Source organism: Blastococcus sp. CCUG 61487, assembly GCF_005222955.1.
Lineage (GTDB): Bacteria > Actinomycetota > Actinomycetes > Mycobacteriales > Geodermatophilaceae > Blastococcus.
Window position 1 is genome coordinate 18,392 of sequence record NZ_LWUA01000266.1, and the last position, 16,097, is coordinate 34,488.

Below are 16,097 nucleotides of genomic sequence, written 5' to 3' on the forward strand. Positions count from 1 at the left end.
ATCTGATTACTCACGGTGAGATGATGATTCCCGGCCCACCAGGGCATTTCCCCAGGTCTGTCACCAGATAGAGGGATGTCTGACGGTCGGTCGTCACGCTTAGTGTGCGTCAGTCGATCCGCGGTGCTGGTCGACGCGACGAGCATGGGGGATCGACCAATGTCTGCACGCTTCGCGGCGCCTCGCGCGGCCCTGGCCGGGCTGCTGGCCCTGCTCCTGCTGGCCGGCGCACTCGGCCTGGCACTCCCCGGGACGGCGCGTGCCGACTCCGCGCCACTGGATCCGGCGGACCCGGCGACCCCGACCACGGTGACCGCCGACGCGCTGCCCACGGTGCAGATCAACGGCGTCGTCTGGTCGCAGGTCGTCGTCGGCACCACCGTGTACGCGGCCGGGGAGTTCACCCGCGCCCGGCCGGCCGGGGCCCCCGCCGGCACCCAGGAGACCGTGCGCAACAACTTCCTGGCCTACGACATCCGCACCGGCGAGCTGATCACCTCCTTCGCCCCGGACCTCGACGGCCCTGCCCTGGCCGTGGCCGCGTCGCCGGACGGCTCCCGCGTCTACGTCGGCGGCGACTTCACCGTGGCCAACGGGCAGCAGCGCCGGAGGATCGCCGCCTACAGCACCGCGACCGGGCAGCTGGTCCCCGAGTTCCGGCCCACCATGTACGGCCGGGTGCACGCGATCGCCACCTCCGGGAACACCGTCTACGTCGGGGGCGCCTTCCCGCAGGTCGGTTCGGCCAGCCGGCACCGGCTCGCCGCGTTCTCCGCGGGCGGTGAGCTGCTGCCGTGGAACCCGATCCCCGGTCCGGGCCCGATCCTCAACCACGACGGCAACACCAACACCAGCGACGTGGTGCGGGCGCTGGTGGTCACCGGCGGCGGCTCGCAGGTCGTCGTCGGCGGTCACTTCGACACGCTGAACGGCGTGAAGGCGACCGGCGTCGGCGCGCTCGACGCCGTCACCGGCGCGACCCGGCCCTTCGCCATCAACCAGCGGATCACCAACCAGGGCGTCAACGGCGCGATCAACCACCTCTCGACCGACGGCACCACCGTCTACGGGACGGCGTACGACTTCTACGGCCCGGGCAACCTCGAGGGCGGGTTCGCCGCCACCGCCGACGGCGGCGAGGTCGTCTGGATCAACGACTGCCACGGCGACACGTACTCCAGCTTCCCGCTGAACGGCGCCGTGTACATCGCCGGACACCCGCACGTCTGCGCCAACATCGGCGGGTTCCACGAGCACAGCCCGCGCATCCACCGCTACGCGACCGCGGTGAGCGCCGCGCCGACCGGCACCGTCGGCCCGGCCACGCTCACCAACAGCCGCGTGCGCCCCGACGGCACGATCGTCTCCACCAGCCAGCGGCAGTACCCCTCCAGCGGCACCCTGCTGGCCGGGCAGCCGGCGCCGTCGCTGCTCACCTGGTTCCCGACGATGTCGATCGGGTCGTACACGCAGCAGTACCAGGCCGGCTGGAGCGTCGCGGGGAACGACCAGTACGTCGTCTTCGGTGGCGAGTTCCCGCGGGTCAACGGCGTGGGCCAGCAGGGCCTCGTGCGCTACGCGCTGCCGTCGACCGCCCCCAACCGTGTCGGGCCCGCCGCAGGTCCCCTGTCGCCCTCGGTGGACTCCCCGCTGGGCGGCATGGTCCGGGTCGCGTGGAGCACGACCAACGACCAGGACAACGAGCACCTCGTCTACCGGGTCTACCGGGACGGCGACGACCGCACTCCGATCCACGAGACGACGCGCTCGTCGATCTGGTGGAGCCCCCAGCCGATGGGCTTCGTCGACCTGGGCGTCTCACCCGGTACGCACACCTACCGCGTGAGCGCCTTCGACGCCCACGGCAACAGGGCGAACTCGCCGTGGATGTCGGTGCAGGTCACCGCGGGGTCGATCGCCCAGCGCGCCTACGGGGACGCGGTCCGGGGCGACGGCGCCACGCACTACTGGCCGCTGGGCGAGCGCTCCGGCAGCACCGCCTACGACTACGCCTCGGCCGGCGACCTCGCGGTCCGGTCCGCCTCGGGCTCGACCCCGACCCAGGGCGTGGCCGGCGCGGTCACCGGTGACCCCGACACGGCCTACCGGTTCAACGCCACGTCGTCGGGCGCCAACCGCGGCATCCTGTCCACGCAGACGGCAGTCGCCGGTCCGCAGACCTTCACCGCGGAGGCATGGTTCCGCACCACGAGCACCGCCGGCGGCAAGATCCTCGGCTTCGGCAGCTCGGCCACCGGCAACAGCAGCAACTACGACCGGCACATCTACCTGAACACCGCCGGCCGGCTGAACTTCGGCGTCTACCCGGGCGCCGAGCGGGTGATCACCAGCCCTGCCGCCTACAACGACGGGCAGTGGCACCACGTCGCCGCCTCGCTGAGCCCGGCCGGCATGGCGCTGTACGTCGACGGGGTCCTGGTCGGCTCGCGCACCGACACGACGTCGGCGCAGGTCTACAACGGCTACTGGCGGGTCGGCGGTGACACCAGCTGGTCCGGTGCGGCGTACTTCGCCGGGGAGATCGACGAGGTCGCCATCTACCCGGTCGCCCTGTCGGCCGACCGCGTGGCCAACCACCACAGCCTGGGGGCCACCGGCAGCGCCATCAACCTGGCGCCGACGGCCGCCTTCACCTCGACGGTGAGCGACCTCGCGGCGGCGTTCGACGGCAGCGGGTCGACCGACGAGGACGGCACCGTCGTCGCCCACGACTGGGACTTCGGTGACGGCGGGACCGCCACGGGCGCGACCGCGCAGCACACCTACGCCGAGGCCGGCACGTACACGGTGACCCTCCGGGTGACCGACGACGCCGGTGCGACGGCCGAGACCTCGCGCGAGGTGACGGTGACGGCTCCGCCGCCGAACGTGGCGCCGACCGCGGCGTTCACGGTCGCGGCGTCGGGCCTGTCGGTGAGCGTGGACGGGACCACCTCGGCCGACACCGACGGCAGCGTCGTCGCGTACGGCTGGGACTTCGGAGACGGCGGGACCGCCACGGGCGCGACCGCGCAGCACGTCTACGCCGAGGCCGGCACGTACACGGTGACCCTCCAGGTGACCGACGACGACGGCGACACCGCCACGGCCGAGCAGTCCGTGACGGTCGAGCGGGCCACGGTCCTCGCTGCGGACGCCTTCGGCCGGACCGTGAGCGGTGGCCTGGGCACCGCCGACGTCGGTGGTGACTGGACGGTGCAGTTCGGCGCTCCGCGGCACGCGGTCACCCCGGGTGCGGCGACGCTCAGCCTGGCGGCACCCGGCAACAACACCGGCTCGTTCCTGGGTGCGGTCTCGGGCCAGGACGTGGACGTGCGCACGACGCTCGCGCTCGAGGGGTCGCCCACGGGCAACGGGACGTCGGTCTACGTCGCGGCGCGTCGGGTCAGCGAGACCGAGCTCTACCGGGCCCGGCTGCGCTTCCTGGCCGATGGCACGGTGCGTGCGGCGATCACCCGGTTGTCCGGGTCGTTCAGCGAGGTCGTGATCGGCGGCGAGGTCGTGGTGCCGGGCGTGAGCTCGACGGCGGGCACGCCGCTGAACCTGCGCCTGCAGATCGAGGGCGAGGGCACCACGGAGCTGTCGGCCACGGTGTGGGCCGAGGGGTCGCCGGAGCCGGCGACGCCGACGGTGACGCGCACCGACAGCACCGCGTCGCTGCAGGCTCCCGGTGCGGTGGGCCTGTCCGCCTACCTGGCGGGCAACGCCACCTCCCCGGTCGCCGTGCGCTTCAGCCGCCTCACGGCCGTACCGTTCGGCGCTCCTGCCCCGGACCCGGAGACCAACCAGGCACCGACGGCCGAGTTCACGGCCACGGCGGAAGAGCTGACCGTGTCCGTGGACGGGTCGGCCTCGGCCGACACCGACGGCACGGTGGCCTCCTACGCCTGGGACTTCGGTGACGGCACCACGGCGACCGGGCCCACGGCGGTCCACCCGTACGCCGCCGCGGGCACGTACGTGGTCACCCTGACCGTCACCGACGACAGGGGTGCCACCGGTACGGTCACCCGGCCGGTGACCGTGACGGTTCCCGGTGAGCCGGGCGTCCCCGCCCCGGTGGCCCTCGACACCTTCGCCCGCACGGTGAGCGGTGGCCTGGGCACCGCGGACGTCGGTGGTGACTGGACGGTGCAGTTCGGCGCTCCGCGGCACTCGGTCGCCCCGGGCGCGGCGCGGCTGGAGCTCTCGGCGCCGGGTAACAACACCGGCTCGTTCCTGGGCGCCGTGTCGGCCCAGGACCTGGACGTGCGCACGACGCTCGCGCTCGAGGGGTCGCCCACGGGCAACGGGACGTCGGTCTACGTCGCGGCGCGTCGGGTCAGCGAGACCGAGCTCTACCGGGCCCGGCTGCGCTTCCTGGCCGATGGCACGGTGCGTGCGGCGATCACCCGGTTGTCCGGGTCGTTCAGCGAGGTCGTGATCGGCGGCGAGGTCGTGGTGCCGGGCGTGAGCTCGACGGCGGGCACGCCGCTGGACGTGCGGCTGCAGATCGAGGGCGAGGGCACCACGGAGCTGTCGGCCACGGTGTGGGCCGAGGGGTCGCCGGAGCCGGCGACGCCGACGGTGACCCGGACCGACAGCACCGCGTCGCTGCAGGCTCCTGGTGCGGTGGGCCTGTCCGCCTACCTGGCGGGCAACGCCACCTCGCCGGTCGCCGTGCGCTTCGCCGGGCTGACCGCGCTGCCTGCGGGCGCGCCCGCGGGCAACCAGGCGCCGGTGGCGGCCTTCACCGCCGCCGTCGACCAGCTGGCGCTCGCCGTCGACGGCTCCGGCTCGACCGACGCCGACGGCACCGTGGCCGGCTACGCGTGGGACTTCGGCGACGGGACGACCGCCACCGGAGCGACCGCGCAGCACGCCTACGCCGCCGCCGGGTCGTACACGGTGACGCTGACGGTGACCGATGACGCCGGAGCTACCGGGACCGCGACCCGATCGGTCACCGTGACGGCCACCGGGGAGCCGGGGGACCCGGGTGAGCCGGTGGACCCGGCCGTCGTGGCGACCGACTCCTTCGCCCGCACGGTGAGCGGTGGTCTCGGCGCCGCGGACGTCGGTGGTGACTGGACGGTGCAGTTCGGCGCACCGCGGCACTCGGTCGCCCCGGGCGCGGCGCGGCTGGAGCTCTCGGCGCCGGGCAACAACACCGGGTCGTTCCTGGGCGCCGTGTCGGCCCAGGACGTGGACGTGCACGCCACGCTCTCCCTCGAGCAGGCGCCCACCGGCGGAGGAACCTCGGTCTACGTCGCCGCCCGCCGGGTCAGCGAGACCGAGCTCTACCGGGCCCGGCTGCGCTTCCTCACCGACGGCACCGTGCGGGTCGCCATCACCCGCCTGGCCGGCTCCTTCAGCGAGACGGTCATCGGCGGCGAGGTCGTCGTCCCCGGGGCGAGCTCGGCGCCGGGCACCCCGCTGCACGTCCGGTTCCGGGTGACCGGGAGCGGTACGGCGCAGCTCGCGGCGACCGTGTGGGCCGAGGGCTCGCCGGAGCCGACGACGCCGACGGTCACGCGGACCGACGCGACCGCCTCGCTGCAGGCGGCGGGCGCCGTGGGCCTGTCCGCCTACCTCGCGGGCAACGCCACCGCCCCGACGGCGGTCCGCTTCACCGGCTTCACGGTGCGCGACATCGGTTGATCCGGTCCCTCCTTGGGGTCACGCCCGGCCGCGCCACGTGCCGGTCGGGCGGACCGCTCGGGAGGATGGATCGGTGAGGGTGCCGACGCTGTCCGTGCTGCGGCGACCAGTCACCGGAGCCGTCACCGGCCAGGTGACGCAGGCCCTCGTCGGCCTGGTTCTCCAGGTCGCCGCGGCCCGCTTCCTCGGTGCGGCCGGGCTGGCCACCTTCGCGCTCGGCTACGGGCTGGTCGTGCTCGCCACAGCCGTCTGCAGTGGCCTGGTCGGGGACTCCCTGACGGTCCTGGACCGGACCGACGAACGGATCCGGGCCGGCCTGCACGGCTGGGCCGCCCTCGTGTCGGTAGCCGCAGGGGTGCTCGGTGCGGCCGCCGCCCTGATCACCGGCGTCCTCCCGGTGTGGGCCGGCCTGCTGGTCGGGCCGGCGACGGCGGCCTACATCGTCCGGGACACCCTCCGCCGCCTGCTGATGGCCTGTGGCGGCTTCTGGTCGCTGCCCGCGGTGGACGGCATGAGCCTCCTGCTCTCCCTGGCCACGCTCGTGGTGCTGGGCGTCGACGGCGAGCTGACCGTGGCCTCCTTCGTCGTGGCCGTCCTGGTCGGGCAGACCGGGGCGTCGCTGGTCGCCTGGTGGCGGCTCCCGGACGCCGAGCGCCCGCGCGGCCCGTGGCGGAACCCGGCCCTGCGCTCGGTCGTCGACTTCGGGGTGTGGCGCGCCGCCGCCGCGACCATCCGGCCGACGCTGCTCACCGTCGTCCGGATCGTGGTGGTCGCGGCTGTCGGAGCCGCCGCCTACGGCCCGATCGAGGCCGCCCGCGTGCTCACCGCCCCCACGCTGGTCCTCGTCGAGGGGCTGGGGTCCTTCCTCCTCCCGTACTTCGTGGCGCGCCACGCCCGAGGCGCGCTCGGCACCCTGCGCACCGCGGACCGCATCGCCGCAGCGATGGCCGTCGCGGTCGCACTCATCGGCGCGGCCGTCTGCCTGCTGCTCCCGTGGCTGGGTCCGCTCCTGGCGGGAGGGGAGTACGACGTCCCCCTGCTCCCCGTCGTCGGGTGGTCGGCCTACGCCGTCGCAGGGGCCGTGCTGCTCCCGTACCAGGCGCTGGCGACGGTGCACCGCCGCCAGCGGCAGGTCCTCGCGCTGCGCTCGTTCGAGTTCGTCGGCCTGGTCGCCGTGGTCGCGGTGGTCCTGACCGTCGAGAACGGCGCCCAGTGGGCTCCGCTCGGCCTCGCCGTCGGCCCCTTGCTGGCCGCGCTCGCGATCCGCGCGCTCGTCCTCGTGCCGGTCACCGGCCGGCCGGCCCGGGACCCGTCCGGGGAGCGCGTCGTCGTCTCCTGAGGCGCTCCGCGGAGTCCCCCGAAAGGGTCACGGAGCGTAGTGCGAGGAGGCGGTGCGTCACTACCGTTCCCGACGGAGGGATTCGTCGTGTCGCGGACCGGAGAGACGCGATCCCCGGTGTCGACTAGGAGTGCACATGTTCAACGAATGGATCGACCGCGGTGAGGAACTGGCCGTCCAGTTCAGGTCGGCGGAGCCCTTCCCCCATCTGATCATCGACGACTTCCTCGACGTCGAGACGGCTGAGAACCTGCTGGCGGAGTTCCCGTCGCCGGACGCGATGCCGAAGTCGCGGGACTACGTGTTCGGTGACAAGCACGAGCTCTCGAGCGTCGCCGAGCAGGGCCCGACCAGCAAGGCGTTCTACGACGCCCTCATGAGCGACAAGTTCAAGCAGTTCATCAGCACGCTGACCGGGAAGGACCTCTTCGTCGACCCGGCGTTCCACGGTGGCGGTTTCCACCAGAGCGGCGACGGCGGCTTCCTGGACACGCACGTGGACTTCAACATGCACCCGCTGCACTCCAACTGGTTGCGCACGCTGAACGTCCTCTACTACGTGAACAAGGACTGGAAGCCGGAGTACGACGGCCGGCTGCTCGTGAAGACCAGCCCCGACGCCGAGCCGATCGCGATCGAGCCGCTGTTCAACCGCGGGCTGATCATGGTGACGAACGAGCGCACCTTCCACGGGTTCAAGAAGATGAGCCTGCCGCCGGGCGTGACCCGCAAGTCCATCGCCACCTACGCCTACGAGCTGGTGCCCGAGGGCAGCACCGTGGCGCGTACCACCGGGTGGTCGCCGGAGTCGGCCGGTCCGTTCAAGCGGATGTTCGCCCGGCACTACGACACCGCCGTCAAGGTCAAGACCAAGATCTTCGGCAGCGCGACCGCCAACAACCGGTGAGCTGAGCGCCTGACGGATCCGGGTCCCGCCTCCCGCGGGGCCCGGATCCGTCAGGTCGCGAAGAGCCACCTGCGAGGAATGGATGCCGTCGTGAGCACCACCGATCCGGACCCGACCGTCGTCGCCGTCCACCCGCACGCCGACCTGTACGGCAGCGATCGCATGTTCCTGGAGAGCGTCGACACCCTCGCGCCCGGAGCGACCGTCGTCCTGCCGAAGCGGGGCCCCCTCGTGGCGGAGATCGAGCGACGGAACCTCCCCCTGGAGGTCCGGCCCTTCCCCGTGCTCCGCAAGGTCGAGCTGCGCACCCCGTGGGCGGTGCTCCGTTTCCTCGTCCGGTTCGTCGGGTCGCTGCTCACCACCACCGCGTGGCTGCGGTCGCGCCGGACGTCGGTCCTCTACGTCAGCACCGTCGCCGCGCCGCAATGGATCCTCGCCGGGCGCCTGAGCGGAGCGCGCGTGGTCTGCCACGTGCACGAGAGCGAGCCCCAGATGAGCCGGCTCACCAGCGCGGTCCTGCTCTCGCCCCTGCTGGCCGCCCACCTGGTGATCGCCAACAGCGAGGACTGCCGCGCCTGGATCACCGCGTCACTGGGTCGCCGCGCCGCGCGCCGCTGCCAGGTCATCTACAACGGCGTGCGCGAGCCGGCTCCGGACGCGGCCCCCGTCGAGGCGCGGTCCGGGGGCAGCGCGGAGATCGTGGTCGTCGGCCGGCTCTCGGAGCGCAAGGGGCAGGACGTCGCCATCGCCGCCACCGCGCTGGTGCGGGAGGCCGGCTTCGACGTCCGGCTGACGCTGGTCGGCGACGGCTACCCGGGCTACGAGGACTACGTCGACGGCCTCCGGACGCTGACCGGCACCGCCGGGGTCGCCGACGTGACCGAGTTCGCCGGGTTCCAGGACCCGGCCGGGTACGTCGCGGCCGCGGACGTCGTCCTGGTGCCTTCGCGCATCGAGCCGTTCGGGCTGGTCGCGGTCGAGGCGCTCCTCCTCGGTCGCCCCGTCGTCGCCTCACGGGTCGGCGGGCTGCAGGAGATCATCGACGACGGCCGCACCGGTCTGCTCGTCGAACCGGACGACCCGCGGGCGCTGGCCGACGCGATCATCGTGCTGCTGGCCGACCCCGGCGCCGCTCGCGCGCTCGGACGGGCGGGGCAGGCCGACGCACGCGCGCGCTTCTCGCTGGAGGCGTACGCCGCGACTCTGTCGCAGGCGGTCCTGCAGCAGGCGTGAGCACCCCCGGGACGTCGAGGAGTCATCCCGACGCGCGTGTCGCGTCGCCGCCCGGACGGAGTCGGTACACCTACCATCCCGAGCGGCGCGGTCCCGCGTCACCGGTGGGCAGCCAAGGAGGCGCCATGCAGACCACGGCTGCCCCGCGGGTGGGACTGGCCTGCCTCCTCCTGGTCGTCAGCACCGTCGCCTGGCGCCGGGGCGACGTGTTCGAGGGCTCGCTGGACCCCGTGGTCGTGGGCAAGGCGCTGTGCAGCGTCGTCGCACTGCTGCTCGCCCTGTTCGCCGCGCCGCGCGGGGCTGCCCGATACCGGCTCGGCACCGGCTCGCTGTGGTTCCTCGGGATCGTGCTGGTCGCCTCGCTGCTCGGTGCGCACGCGTACGGGACGTCGGTGCCCAGCATCGCGATCGCGGTGCGGGTCACCGTCCTGGCCGCGACCGTCGTGCTCCTGCTCCGAGCGGCGCCGGCGTTCCAGCTGCTGCGGGCGGTCGTGGCCTCGTGCGGCCTCGTGGCCGCGGTGGCGGCCCTGACCGGACTGCCCGACCTGGCCGGTGGCCGGATCGCCGGCGGGATCCCGCCCCTGCACCCCAACGGGCTCGCGCTCCTGGCCGGCGTCGTCGTCGTCTGGGCTGCCTGGCGGACGGTGCTGGGGGAGGCGCGGTGGCTCGACGCGCTGCTCGGCGGCGGCTTCCTCGCGCTCATGTGGCTCACCGGGTCGCGCACCGGATTCCTGGTGCTCGTGCTCGCGGTGCTCGTCATGGTGCTGCACATCCGACGGATCCGGGTGGGCCTCGTCGTGGGGGCGCTGGTCGCGGCGGCCGCCGGAGCCGTCACCGTGGTGACCACCGGAGCCGTCCGGGACTTCCTCACCCGCGACGGGACGGGGACCGGCACGCTGGAGTCCCGCTTCGTGGCGTGGACAGCCGCGCAGTCGTGGGCCGAGTCGTGGTGGCAGTGGACGTTCGGCGGTGGGTTGTCGGTCAAGTACATCCCCGTCCCGAACCAGTGGTGGGACGAGCAGCTGCTGGACAGCAGCTGGGTCTCCGCGCTGGTCCAGACCGGGTTGCTCGGACTCGGGGTGACCATGGCGTGGGCCCTGTGGGCGCTGGTCGGCTCGGTGCGGGCGCCGCGGCCGCACCGCGTGCTGTTCCTCGGCCTGCTGACCTTCATCCTCGGGCGCTCGCTGCTGGAGAGCGGGCTGGTCGAGGCGACGCCGGAGTTCCTGCTCTTCCTGGCCGTCGCCCTGCTGGCCGAAGGCGGGTCCCGGGCCAGGCTGCGGGCCGAGGCCGACCTGCCGGCCACGCTTCCCCCGAACGTGGACGAGCCGGGCGCGGCCCGAGCGCTGGTGCTCGCTCCGGCCGGCCCTCCCAGCGCTGGCTAGTCGCGCGGAGGCTGCACCGCGCCGGTGGGCCGACCGCTGGGCACCAGGCTGGACTCGGCCGGGTCGGCCGATCCGGGGAACGGCGTCCCGCCCTTCGCCGGCAGGTCCAGGGTCGTCGAGGGCCCGAACCTGTCCGCCCGCGAGCGGATCGAACGCCCCGTCGCCAGGTCGACGCCGCGACCCCGCACCAGGAGCACGGCCAGGGGCTCCACACCCGCGGCGGTCGCCATGGTGTGCAGCTCCTGCAGCTCGCCGACCGTCGAGCGGCCGAGCTCGACGACGACGACCACCGCGTCGTAGTTCTGCATCAGCTGCCGCCACTCGCGCAGCGCCACCGGACGGCGGCCCGTCGCCAGCTGCACCCGCGGCTGGTTGGCGGTCGGCAGCCGTTCCGCGACGGTGGCCCGCACGACGCCGGCCGAGACACCGCGGGTGGCGAGCACGTCGGCGATCTGGCGCAGCAGCCGGCGCGGAGCCGTGGACCGGTCCACCGAGGAGGAGAGGGCGAAGACCCGCACCGGTGCGGCCTCGGCGCGCAGCTCCAGCGGACCAGCGAGCCGTGCCGCGGGGTTGTCGGTCGCGGAGCGCCGCGTCGCCCGGGCGGCCGAGGCGTAGATCTCCAGCTGGTCGCCCCAGATCTCGCGCACCTCGGTCTCGCTGCTCACCACGGTGCCCAGCCGGCTGCGCACGATGGCCAGCGCCAGCCCGAGCAGCAGGCCGACGACCAGGCCGAGGGGCAGCAGCAGTCCGGCGTCCGGGGAGGCCGGGCTGCTCGGGACGATCGCCGGGTCGGTGACGGTCAGCGCCACCGGGGACCGGCCGTCGACCGGGGCCTCGAGGGTCTCCACGGTCTCGCTGAAGGTCTCGGCCACCGCGTTGGCGATGCGGGCCGCCTCCTCCGGCGACGAGGACGTCGCCGACACGAGGATCTGCGAGGTCTCCGCCGGGTTGACCGCGGTGACCAGCAGGCGGAGCTCCTCGAACGACTCCTCGAGCTCGAGCTCCTCGATCACCGGGCCGAGCACCGACCGGCTCTGCGCGATGTCGGGGTAGCTGCCCACGCGCTGGTTGATGAACTGAGCGCCGTTGGGACCGTCGATGGTGCTGGCGACGAACACCTGCGCGCCGGCCCGGTAGGTCTCGGCCGACAGTTGCACGACGGCGAACGCCGCCAGCAGACCGAGCGCCGTGAGCGCGACCCAGGTGCGCCAGTACTGGCGCAGCGCCGAGAGGTAGTCCCGCAGTTCCATCGGTCCAGGCTAGGTGCGGTGAGGCCCCCGGAAGGGCCGTCCGACCGGGCGCATCACCCGATGGGGAGGGGCCACGGCGGCGCGCTGACCTGCCCCGATCCGGTGAACCCGGGCCGCCGGGGGGTGACACCCGGTGGTCGCGCTGGTGGACTCGACGGGCTTCTTCTACATCTCGGGGGATACGACGTGCCAGTGATCGGATACGCACCAGGTGCCTACGACCTGTTCCACGTCGGGCACCTGAACATCCTCAGGCACGCCTCGGAGCACTGCGACCACCTCATCGCGGGTGTCGTCTCCGACGAGGTCCTCGAGCTGACCAAGGGTCGTGCCCCGGTGATCCCGCTCGCCGAGCGCATGGAGATCGTGGCCAGCCTGCGGTTCGTCGACGCCGTCCACGCCGAGGTGGTCCCCGACAAGCTCGAGACCTGGCGCGAGGTCGGCTTCGACGTGCTGTTCAAGGGCGACGACTGGCGGGGCACCCCCCCGCGGGGAGAAGCTCGAGCGCGACTTCGCCCAGGTGGGCGTCCGCGTGCACTACTTCCCGTACACGATGCACACCTCGAGCACGGTCCTGCGCAAGGCGCTGGCGGCCATCGACGCCGAGGAGCCGGTGGGCCGGGTGGCCCGCGCGCTCACCTCCTAGGACTGCGGCGGGCGGCGCCGGGCGGGTCTAACCTGGGCCCTCGGCCCCTGTCGTCCGTCCCGGGCAGGCGCGGCCTCCCTACCTGCAGGAGAAGAACAGCGTGACCTTGCGCGGCGTGCTCGACGTCGTCCTCAGCGACCCCGGCATGGCCCGCGTCGTGTCCTCGGCCGGTCAGGCCGAGCTGGCCGTCACCGCACCGCCGCCGGTCCAGCCCCTCGTCGCCGCCGCCCTGGCCGCGCGGCCGGAGCAGGGTGCCGGCGTGCCGGTCCTGCTGGTCACCGCCGGGGAGCGGGATGCCGACGTCACCACCGACCTGCTGCGCTGCTTTCTCCCCGAGCACCGGGTCGAGACCTTCCCCGCGTGGGAGACGCTGCCGCACGAGCGGCTCAGCCCCCGCGCCGACACGGTGGGCCGCCGGCTGGCCGTGCTGCGCGACCTTGCCCACCCCGGCGTGAACGGCACGGTCGACGTCCTCGTGGCACCCGTGCGCAGCCTGCTGCAGCCACTGGCCCCCGGGCTCGGCGAGCTCACCCCCGTGGAGCTGAAGCCGGGCGACGCCGCCGACCTCGACGACGTCGCCCAGGCGCTGTCCGACGCCGCCTACACCCGCGTCGAGCTCGTGGAGAAGCGCGGCGAGTTCGCCGTCCGCGGCGGTCTGCTCGACGTCTTCCCCCCGACCGAGCCGCACCCGGTGCGGGTCGAGTTCTGGGGCGACGAGGTCGACGAGCTGCGCTACTTCTCCGCCGCGGACCAGCGCTCGCTCGACGAGCGGCCGGACCGGTTGTGGGCGCCGCCGTGCCGCGAGCTGCTGCTCACCGACGAGGTCCGCGCCCGGGCAGCGCAGCTCGCGGTCGAGCACCCCGGCCTGCTGGAGATCGCCGGCAAGCTGGCCGAGGGCATCGCCGTCGAGGGGATGGAGTCGCTGACCCCGGTGCTGGTGCCGGGAGATCTGCAGCTGCTCACCGACCTCGTGCCGGCGGGCACCCACGTCGTCGTCTGCGACCCCGAGCGGGTGCGCAGCCGCTCGGCGGACCTGGTGCGCACCGCCGAGGAGTTCCTGGCGGCGTCGTGGGCGACGGCGGCGGAGGCCGGCGAGGCCCCTCTGGACCTCGGGGCCTCGGCGTTCCGGCAGCTGGCCGACGTCGAGTCCGCCGCCCGCTCCCGCGGGCTGCCGTGGTGGACGACGGGGTCGTTCACGGTCACCGCTGACGACACCGGCGACGACGGCGTCATCAACCTCGACGCGACCGTCGTCGACCGCTTCGCCGGCGACGTCGGCACGGCGATCGAGCAGCAGCGCGCCTGGCACCGCGAGGGCTGGCGCGTCGTGGTGACCTTCGCCGGCCCAGGACCGGCGCAGCGGGCGGCCGACCAGTTCGCGGAGGCCGACCTCGGTGTCCGGCTGGTGCCCGACCTCGCCACCGCGCCCGACGGCGGGGTCACCCACGTCACCCAGGGCAACCTCGAGGCCGGGTTCGCCTTCCCCGGGATCGGCCTCGCGCTGCTCACCGAGCACGACCTCACCGGCCAGCGCGGCACCTCGATGCGCGACGCGGTGAAGATGCCCGCGCGCCGCCGCAACGCCGTCGACCTCGTGCAGCTGCAGCCCGGCGATCTCGTCGTCCACGAGCAGCACGGCATCGGCCGCTACATCGAGATGATCAGCCGCACCGTCAACGGCGGGCAGCGCGATTACCTGATCGTCGAGTACGCCCCCTCGCGCCGGAACCAGCCGCCGGACCGGCTGTTCGTCCCCACGGACTCCCTCGACCAGCTCACCCGCTACGTCGGCGGCGAGGCGCCGGCGCTGTCGAAGCTCGGCGGCGCGGACTGGAAGAACACCAAGAGCAAGGCGCGCAAGGCGGTCAAGCAGATCGCCGGCGAGCTCATCCGGCTCTACTCCGCGCGCATGGCCACCCAGGGCCACGCCTTCGGCCCCGACACCGTCTGGCAGCGCGAGCTCGAGGACGCGTTCCCGTTCCAGGAGACCCCCGACCAGCTCGCCGCCATCGACGAGGTCAAGGCGGACATGGAGCAGACCGTGCCCATGGACCGGGTCATCAGCGGCGACGTGGGCTACGGCAAGACCGAGATCGCGATCCGCGCGGCGTTCAAGGCGGTGCAGGACGGCAAGCAGGTCGCCGTCCTCGTGCCCACGACGCTGCTGGCCAACCAGCACTTCAAGACCTTCTCCGAGCGGGTCGCGCAGTTCCCGGTGAAGGTCGCCGTGCTCTCCCGGTTCCAGTCCGACGCCGAGACCCGGCAGATCCTGGCCGAGCTCGCCGCCGGTGAGATCGACATCCTGGTCGGCACCCACCGGCTGCTGCAGCCCACCACCCGGTGGAAGGACCTCGGGCTGGTGATCGTCGACGAGGAACAGCGCTTCGGCGTCGAGCACAAGGAGTACCTCAAGACGGTGCGGACGTCGGTCGACGTGCTGTCGATGTCGGCGACCCCGATCCCGCGCACGCTGGAGATGTCGCTGACCGGCATCCGCGAGATGTCGACGATCCTCACCCCGCCCGAGGAGCGGCACCCGGTGCTCACCTACGTGGGCGCGTGGAACGACAAGCAGATGGCCGCCGCGATCCGCCGCGAGCTGCTGCGCGACGGTCAGGTGTTCGTGATCCACAACCGGGTGCAGTCGATCGACAAGGCGGCCGCGAAGATCCGCCAGCTGGTGCCCGAGGCGCGCGTGGCCGTCGGCCACGGGCAGATGAACGAGCACGAGCTCGAGCGGATCATGGTCGGCTTCTGGGAGAAGGAGTACGACGTCCTGGTCGCGACGACGATCGTCGAGTCCGGCCTGGACATCCCCAACGCCAACACCCTGATCGTCGACCGGGCCGACACGTTCGGCCTCTCCCAGCTGCACCAGATCCGCGGCCGGGTCGGCCGGGGCCGCGAGCGGGCCTACGCGTACTTCACCTACGACCCGACGCGCACGCTCACCGAGACCTCGGTCGACCGGCTGACCACGATCGCCAACAACACCGACCTCGGCGCCGGCATGGCCGTGGCGATGAAGGACCTGGAGATCCGCGGCTCGGGCAACCTGCTCGGTGGCGAGCAGTCCGGGCACATCGCGGGGGTCGGGTTCGACCTGTACGTGCGGCTGGTCGGCGAGGCGGTCGCCGACTACCGGGCGCAGGTCACCGGCGAGGAGGCGCCGGCCGAGCCGGTGGAGGTCCGGGTCGACCTGCCGGTCGACGCGCACCTGCCGCACGACTACGTGCCCGGCGAGCGGCTGCGCATGGAGGCCTACCGCAAGGTGGCCTCGATCTCCGACGAGGAGCAGGCGCAGGCGGTGCTCGACGAGCTCACCGACAGGTACGGCGCCCCGCCGGCGCCGGTGCTCAACCTGCTCGCCGTCGCCCGGTTCCGGGTGGCGATGCGGGCGCTGGGCATCACCGAGGTGTCGCTGCAGGGCCGGGCCATCCGGATCAGCCCGGTCGTGCTGCCGGAGTCCAAGCAGATGCGGCTGGCGCGGCTGGCCGAGGGCGCCTCCTACAAGGCGGCCCTGGAGACCATCGCGCTGAAGATGCCGGTCGGCCCCGACCGGCGGACCCCGCTCCGCGACGTCGCGCTGCTGGAGAACCTGCACGCGACGCTGACCGCCGTGCTGGACCAACCGCAGGCGGTTGCCGCGTCCTAGGGCGCCCGCCCAGCCGGGTGTGAC

7 protein-coding genes and 1 pseudogene are annotated in these 16,097 nt (G+C 73.4%); 7 read left to right on the forward strand and 1 reads right to left on the reverse strand.

All coding sequences use genetic code 11. The features are described from left to right. Positions 1 to 159: 159 nt before the first annotated feature. The 5 genes from A6V29_RS17160 (at position 160) to A6V29_RS17180 (ending at position 10,522) form a co-directional block, all read left to right on the forward strand. Positions 160 to 5,661 (forward strand): PKD domain-containing protein, encoded by a 5,502-nt coding sequence (locus A6V29_RS17160; RefSeq protein WP_212719536.1) that lies wholly within the window; start codon positions 160 to 162, stop codon positions 5,659 to 5,661. Between the two features lie 73 nt (positions 5,662 to 5,734). Further along, positions 5,735 to 7,000 carry an MATE family efflux transporter gene (locus A6V29_RS17165; protein ID WP_137161431.1) on the forward strand — a complete coding sequence of 422 codons (1,266 nt, stop codon included), beginning with the start codon at positions 5,735 to 5,737 and terminating at the stop codon, positions 6,998 to 7,000. A gap of 136 nt (positions 7,001 to 7,136) precedes the next feature. Further along, positions 7,137 to 7,907, forward strand: coding sequence for a 2OG-Fe(II) oxygenase (locus A6V29_RS17170; protein ID WP_137161432.1), 771 nt, complete (start codon positions 7,137 to 7,139; stop codon positions 7,905 to 7,907). Between the two features lie 90 nt (positions 7,908 to 7,997). Then, the gene (locus A6V29_RS17175; protein ID WP_170977933.1) at positions 7,998 to 9,140 is read left to right on the forward strand and encodes a glycosyltransferase family 4 protein; all 1,143 of its coding nucleotides are present in this window, start codon (positions 7,998 to 8,000) and stop codon (positions 9,138 to 9,140) included. A 125-nt stretch (positions 9,141 to 9,265) separates the two neighbouring features. Further along, positions 9,266 to 10,522 carry an O-antigen ligase family protein gene (locus A6V29_RS17180; protein ID WP_212719538.1) on the forward strand — a complete coding sequence of 419 codons (1,257 nt, stop codon included), beginning with the start codon at positions 9,266 to 9,268 and terminating at the stop codon, positions 10,520 to 10,522. Here A6V29_RS17180 and A6V29_RS17185 read toward each other — a convergent pair. Further along, the gene (locus tag A6V29_RS17185) at positions 10,519 to 11,772 is read right to left on the reverse strand and encodes a YveK family protein (RefSeq protein ID WP_137161434.1); all 1,254 of its coding nucleotides are present in this window, start codon (positions 11,770 to 11,772) and stop codon (positions 10,519 to 10,521) included. The genes A6V29_RS17180 and A6V29_RS17185 overlap by 4 nt on opposite strands. A 60-nt stretch (positions 11,773 to 11,832) precedes the next feature. Between A6V29_RS17185 and A6V29_RS21795 the strand changes: the two are divergent. Together A6V29_RS21795 and mfd are read left to right on the forward strand one after the other, a co-directional pair. Next, positions 11,833 to 12,186, forward strand: a pseudogene (locus A6V29_RS21795) (FAD synthase family protein); the annotation flags it as partial. 332 nt (positions 12,187 to 12,518) lie between these two features. Next, positions 12,519 to 16,073: a transcription-repair coupling factor gene (mfd, locus tag A6V29_RS17195; protein WP_212719540.1), complete on the forward strand. Its 3,555-nt coding sequence runs from the start codon at positions 12,519 to 12,521 to the stop codon at positions 16,071 to 16,073. Positions 16,074 to 16,097 lie beyond the last annotated feature (24 nt).

Bases quoted from the DNA above. Each gene is read 5' to 3' on its own strand.
- A6V29_RS17160 (WP_212719536.1), top strand. From the start codon at position 160: ATGTCTGCACGCTTCGCGGCGCCTCGCGCGGCCCTGGCCGGGCTGCTG.
- A6V29_RS17170 (WP_137161432.1), top strand. From the start codon at position 7,137: ATGTTCAACGAATGGATCGACCGCGGTGAGGAACTGGCCGTCCAGTTC.
- A6V29_RS17180 (WP_212719538.1), top strand. From the start codon at position 9,266: ATGCAGACCACGGCTGCCCCGCGGGTGGGACTGGCCTGCCTCCTCCTG.
- A6V29_RS17185 (WP_137161434.1), bottom strand. From the start codon at position 11,772: ATGGAACTGCGGGACTACCTCTCGGCGCTGCGCCAGTACTGGCGCACC.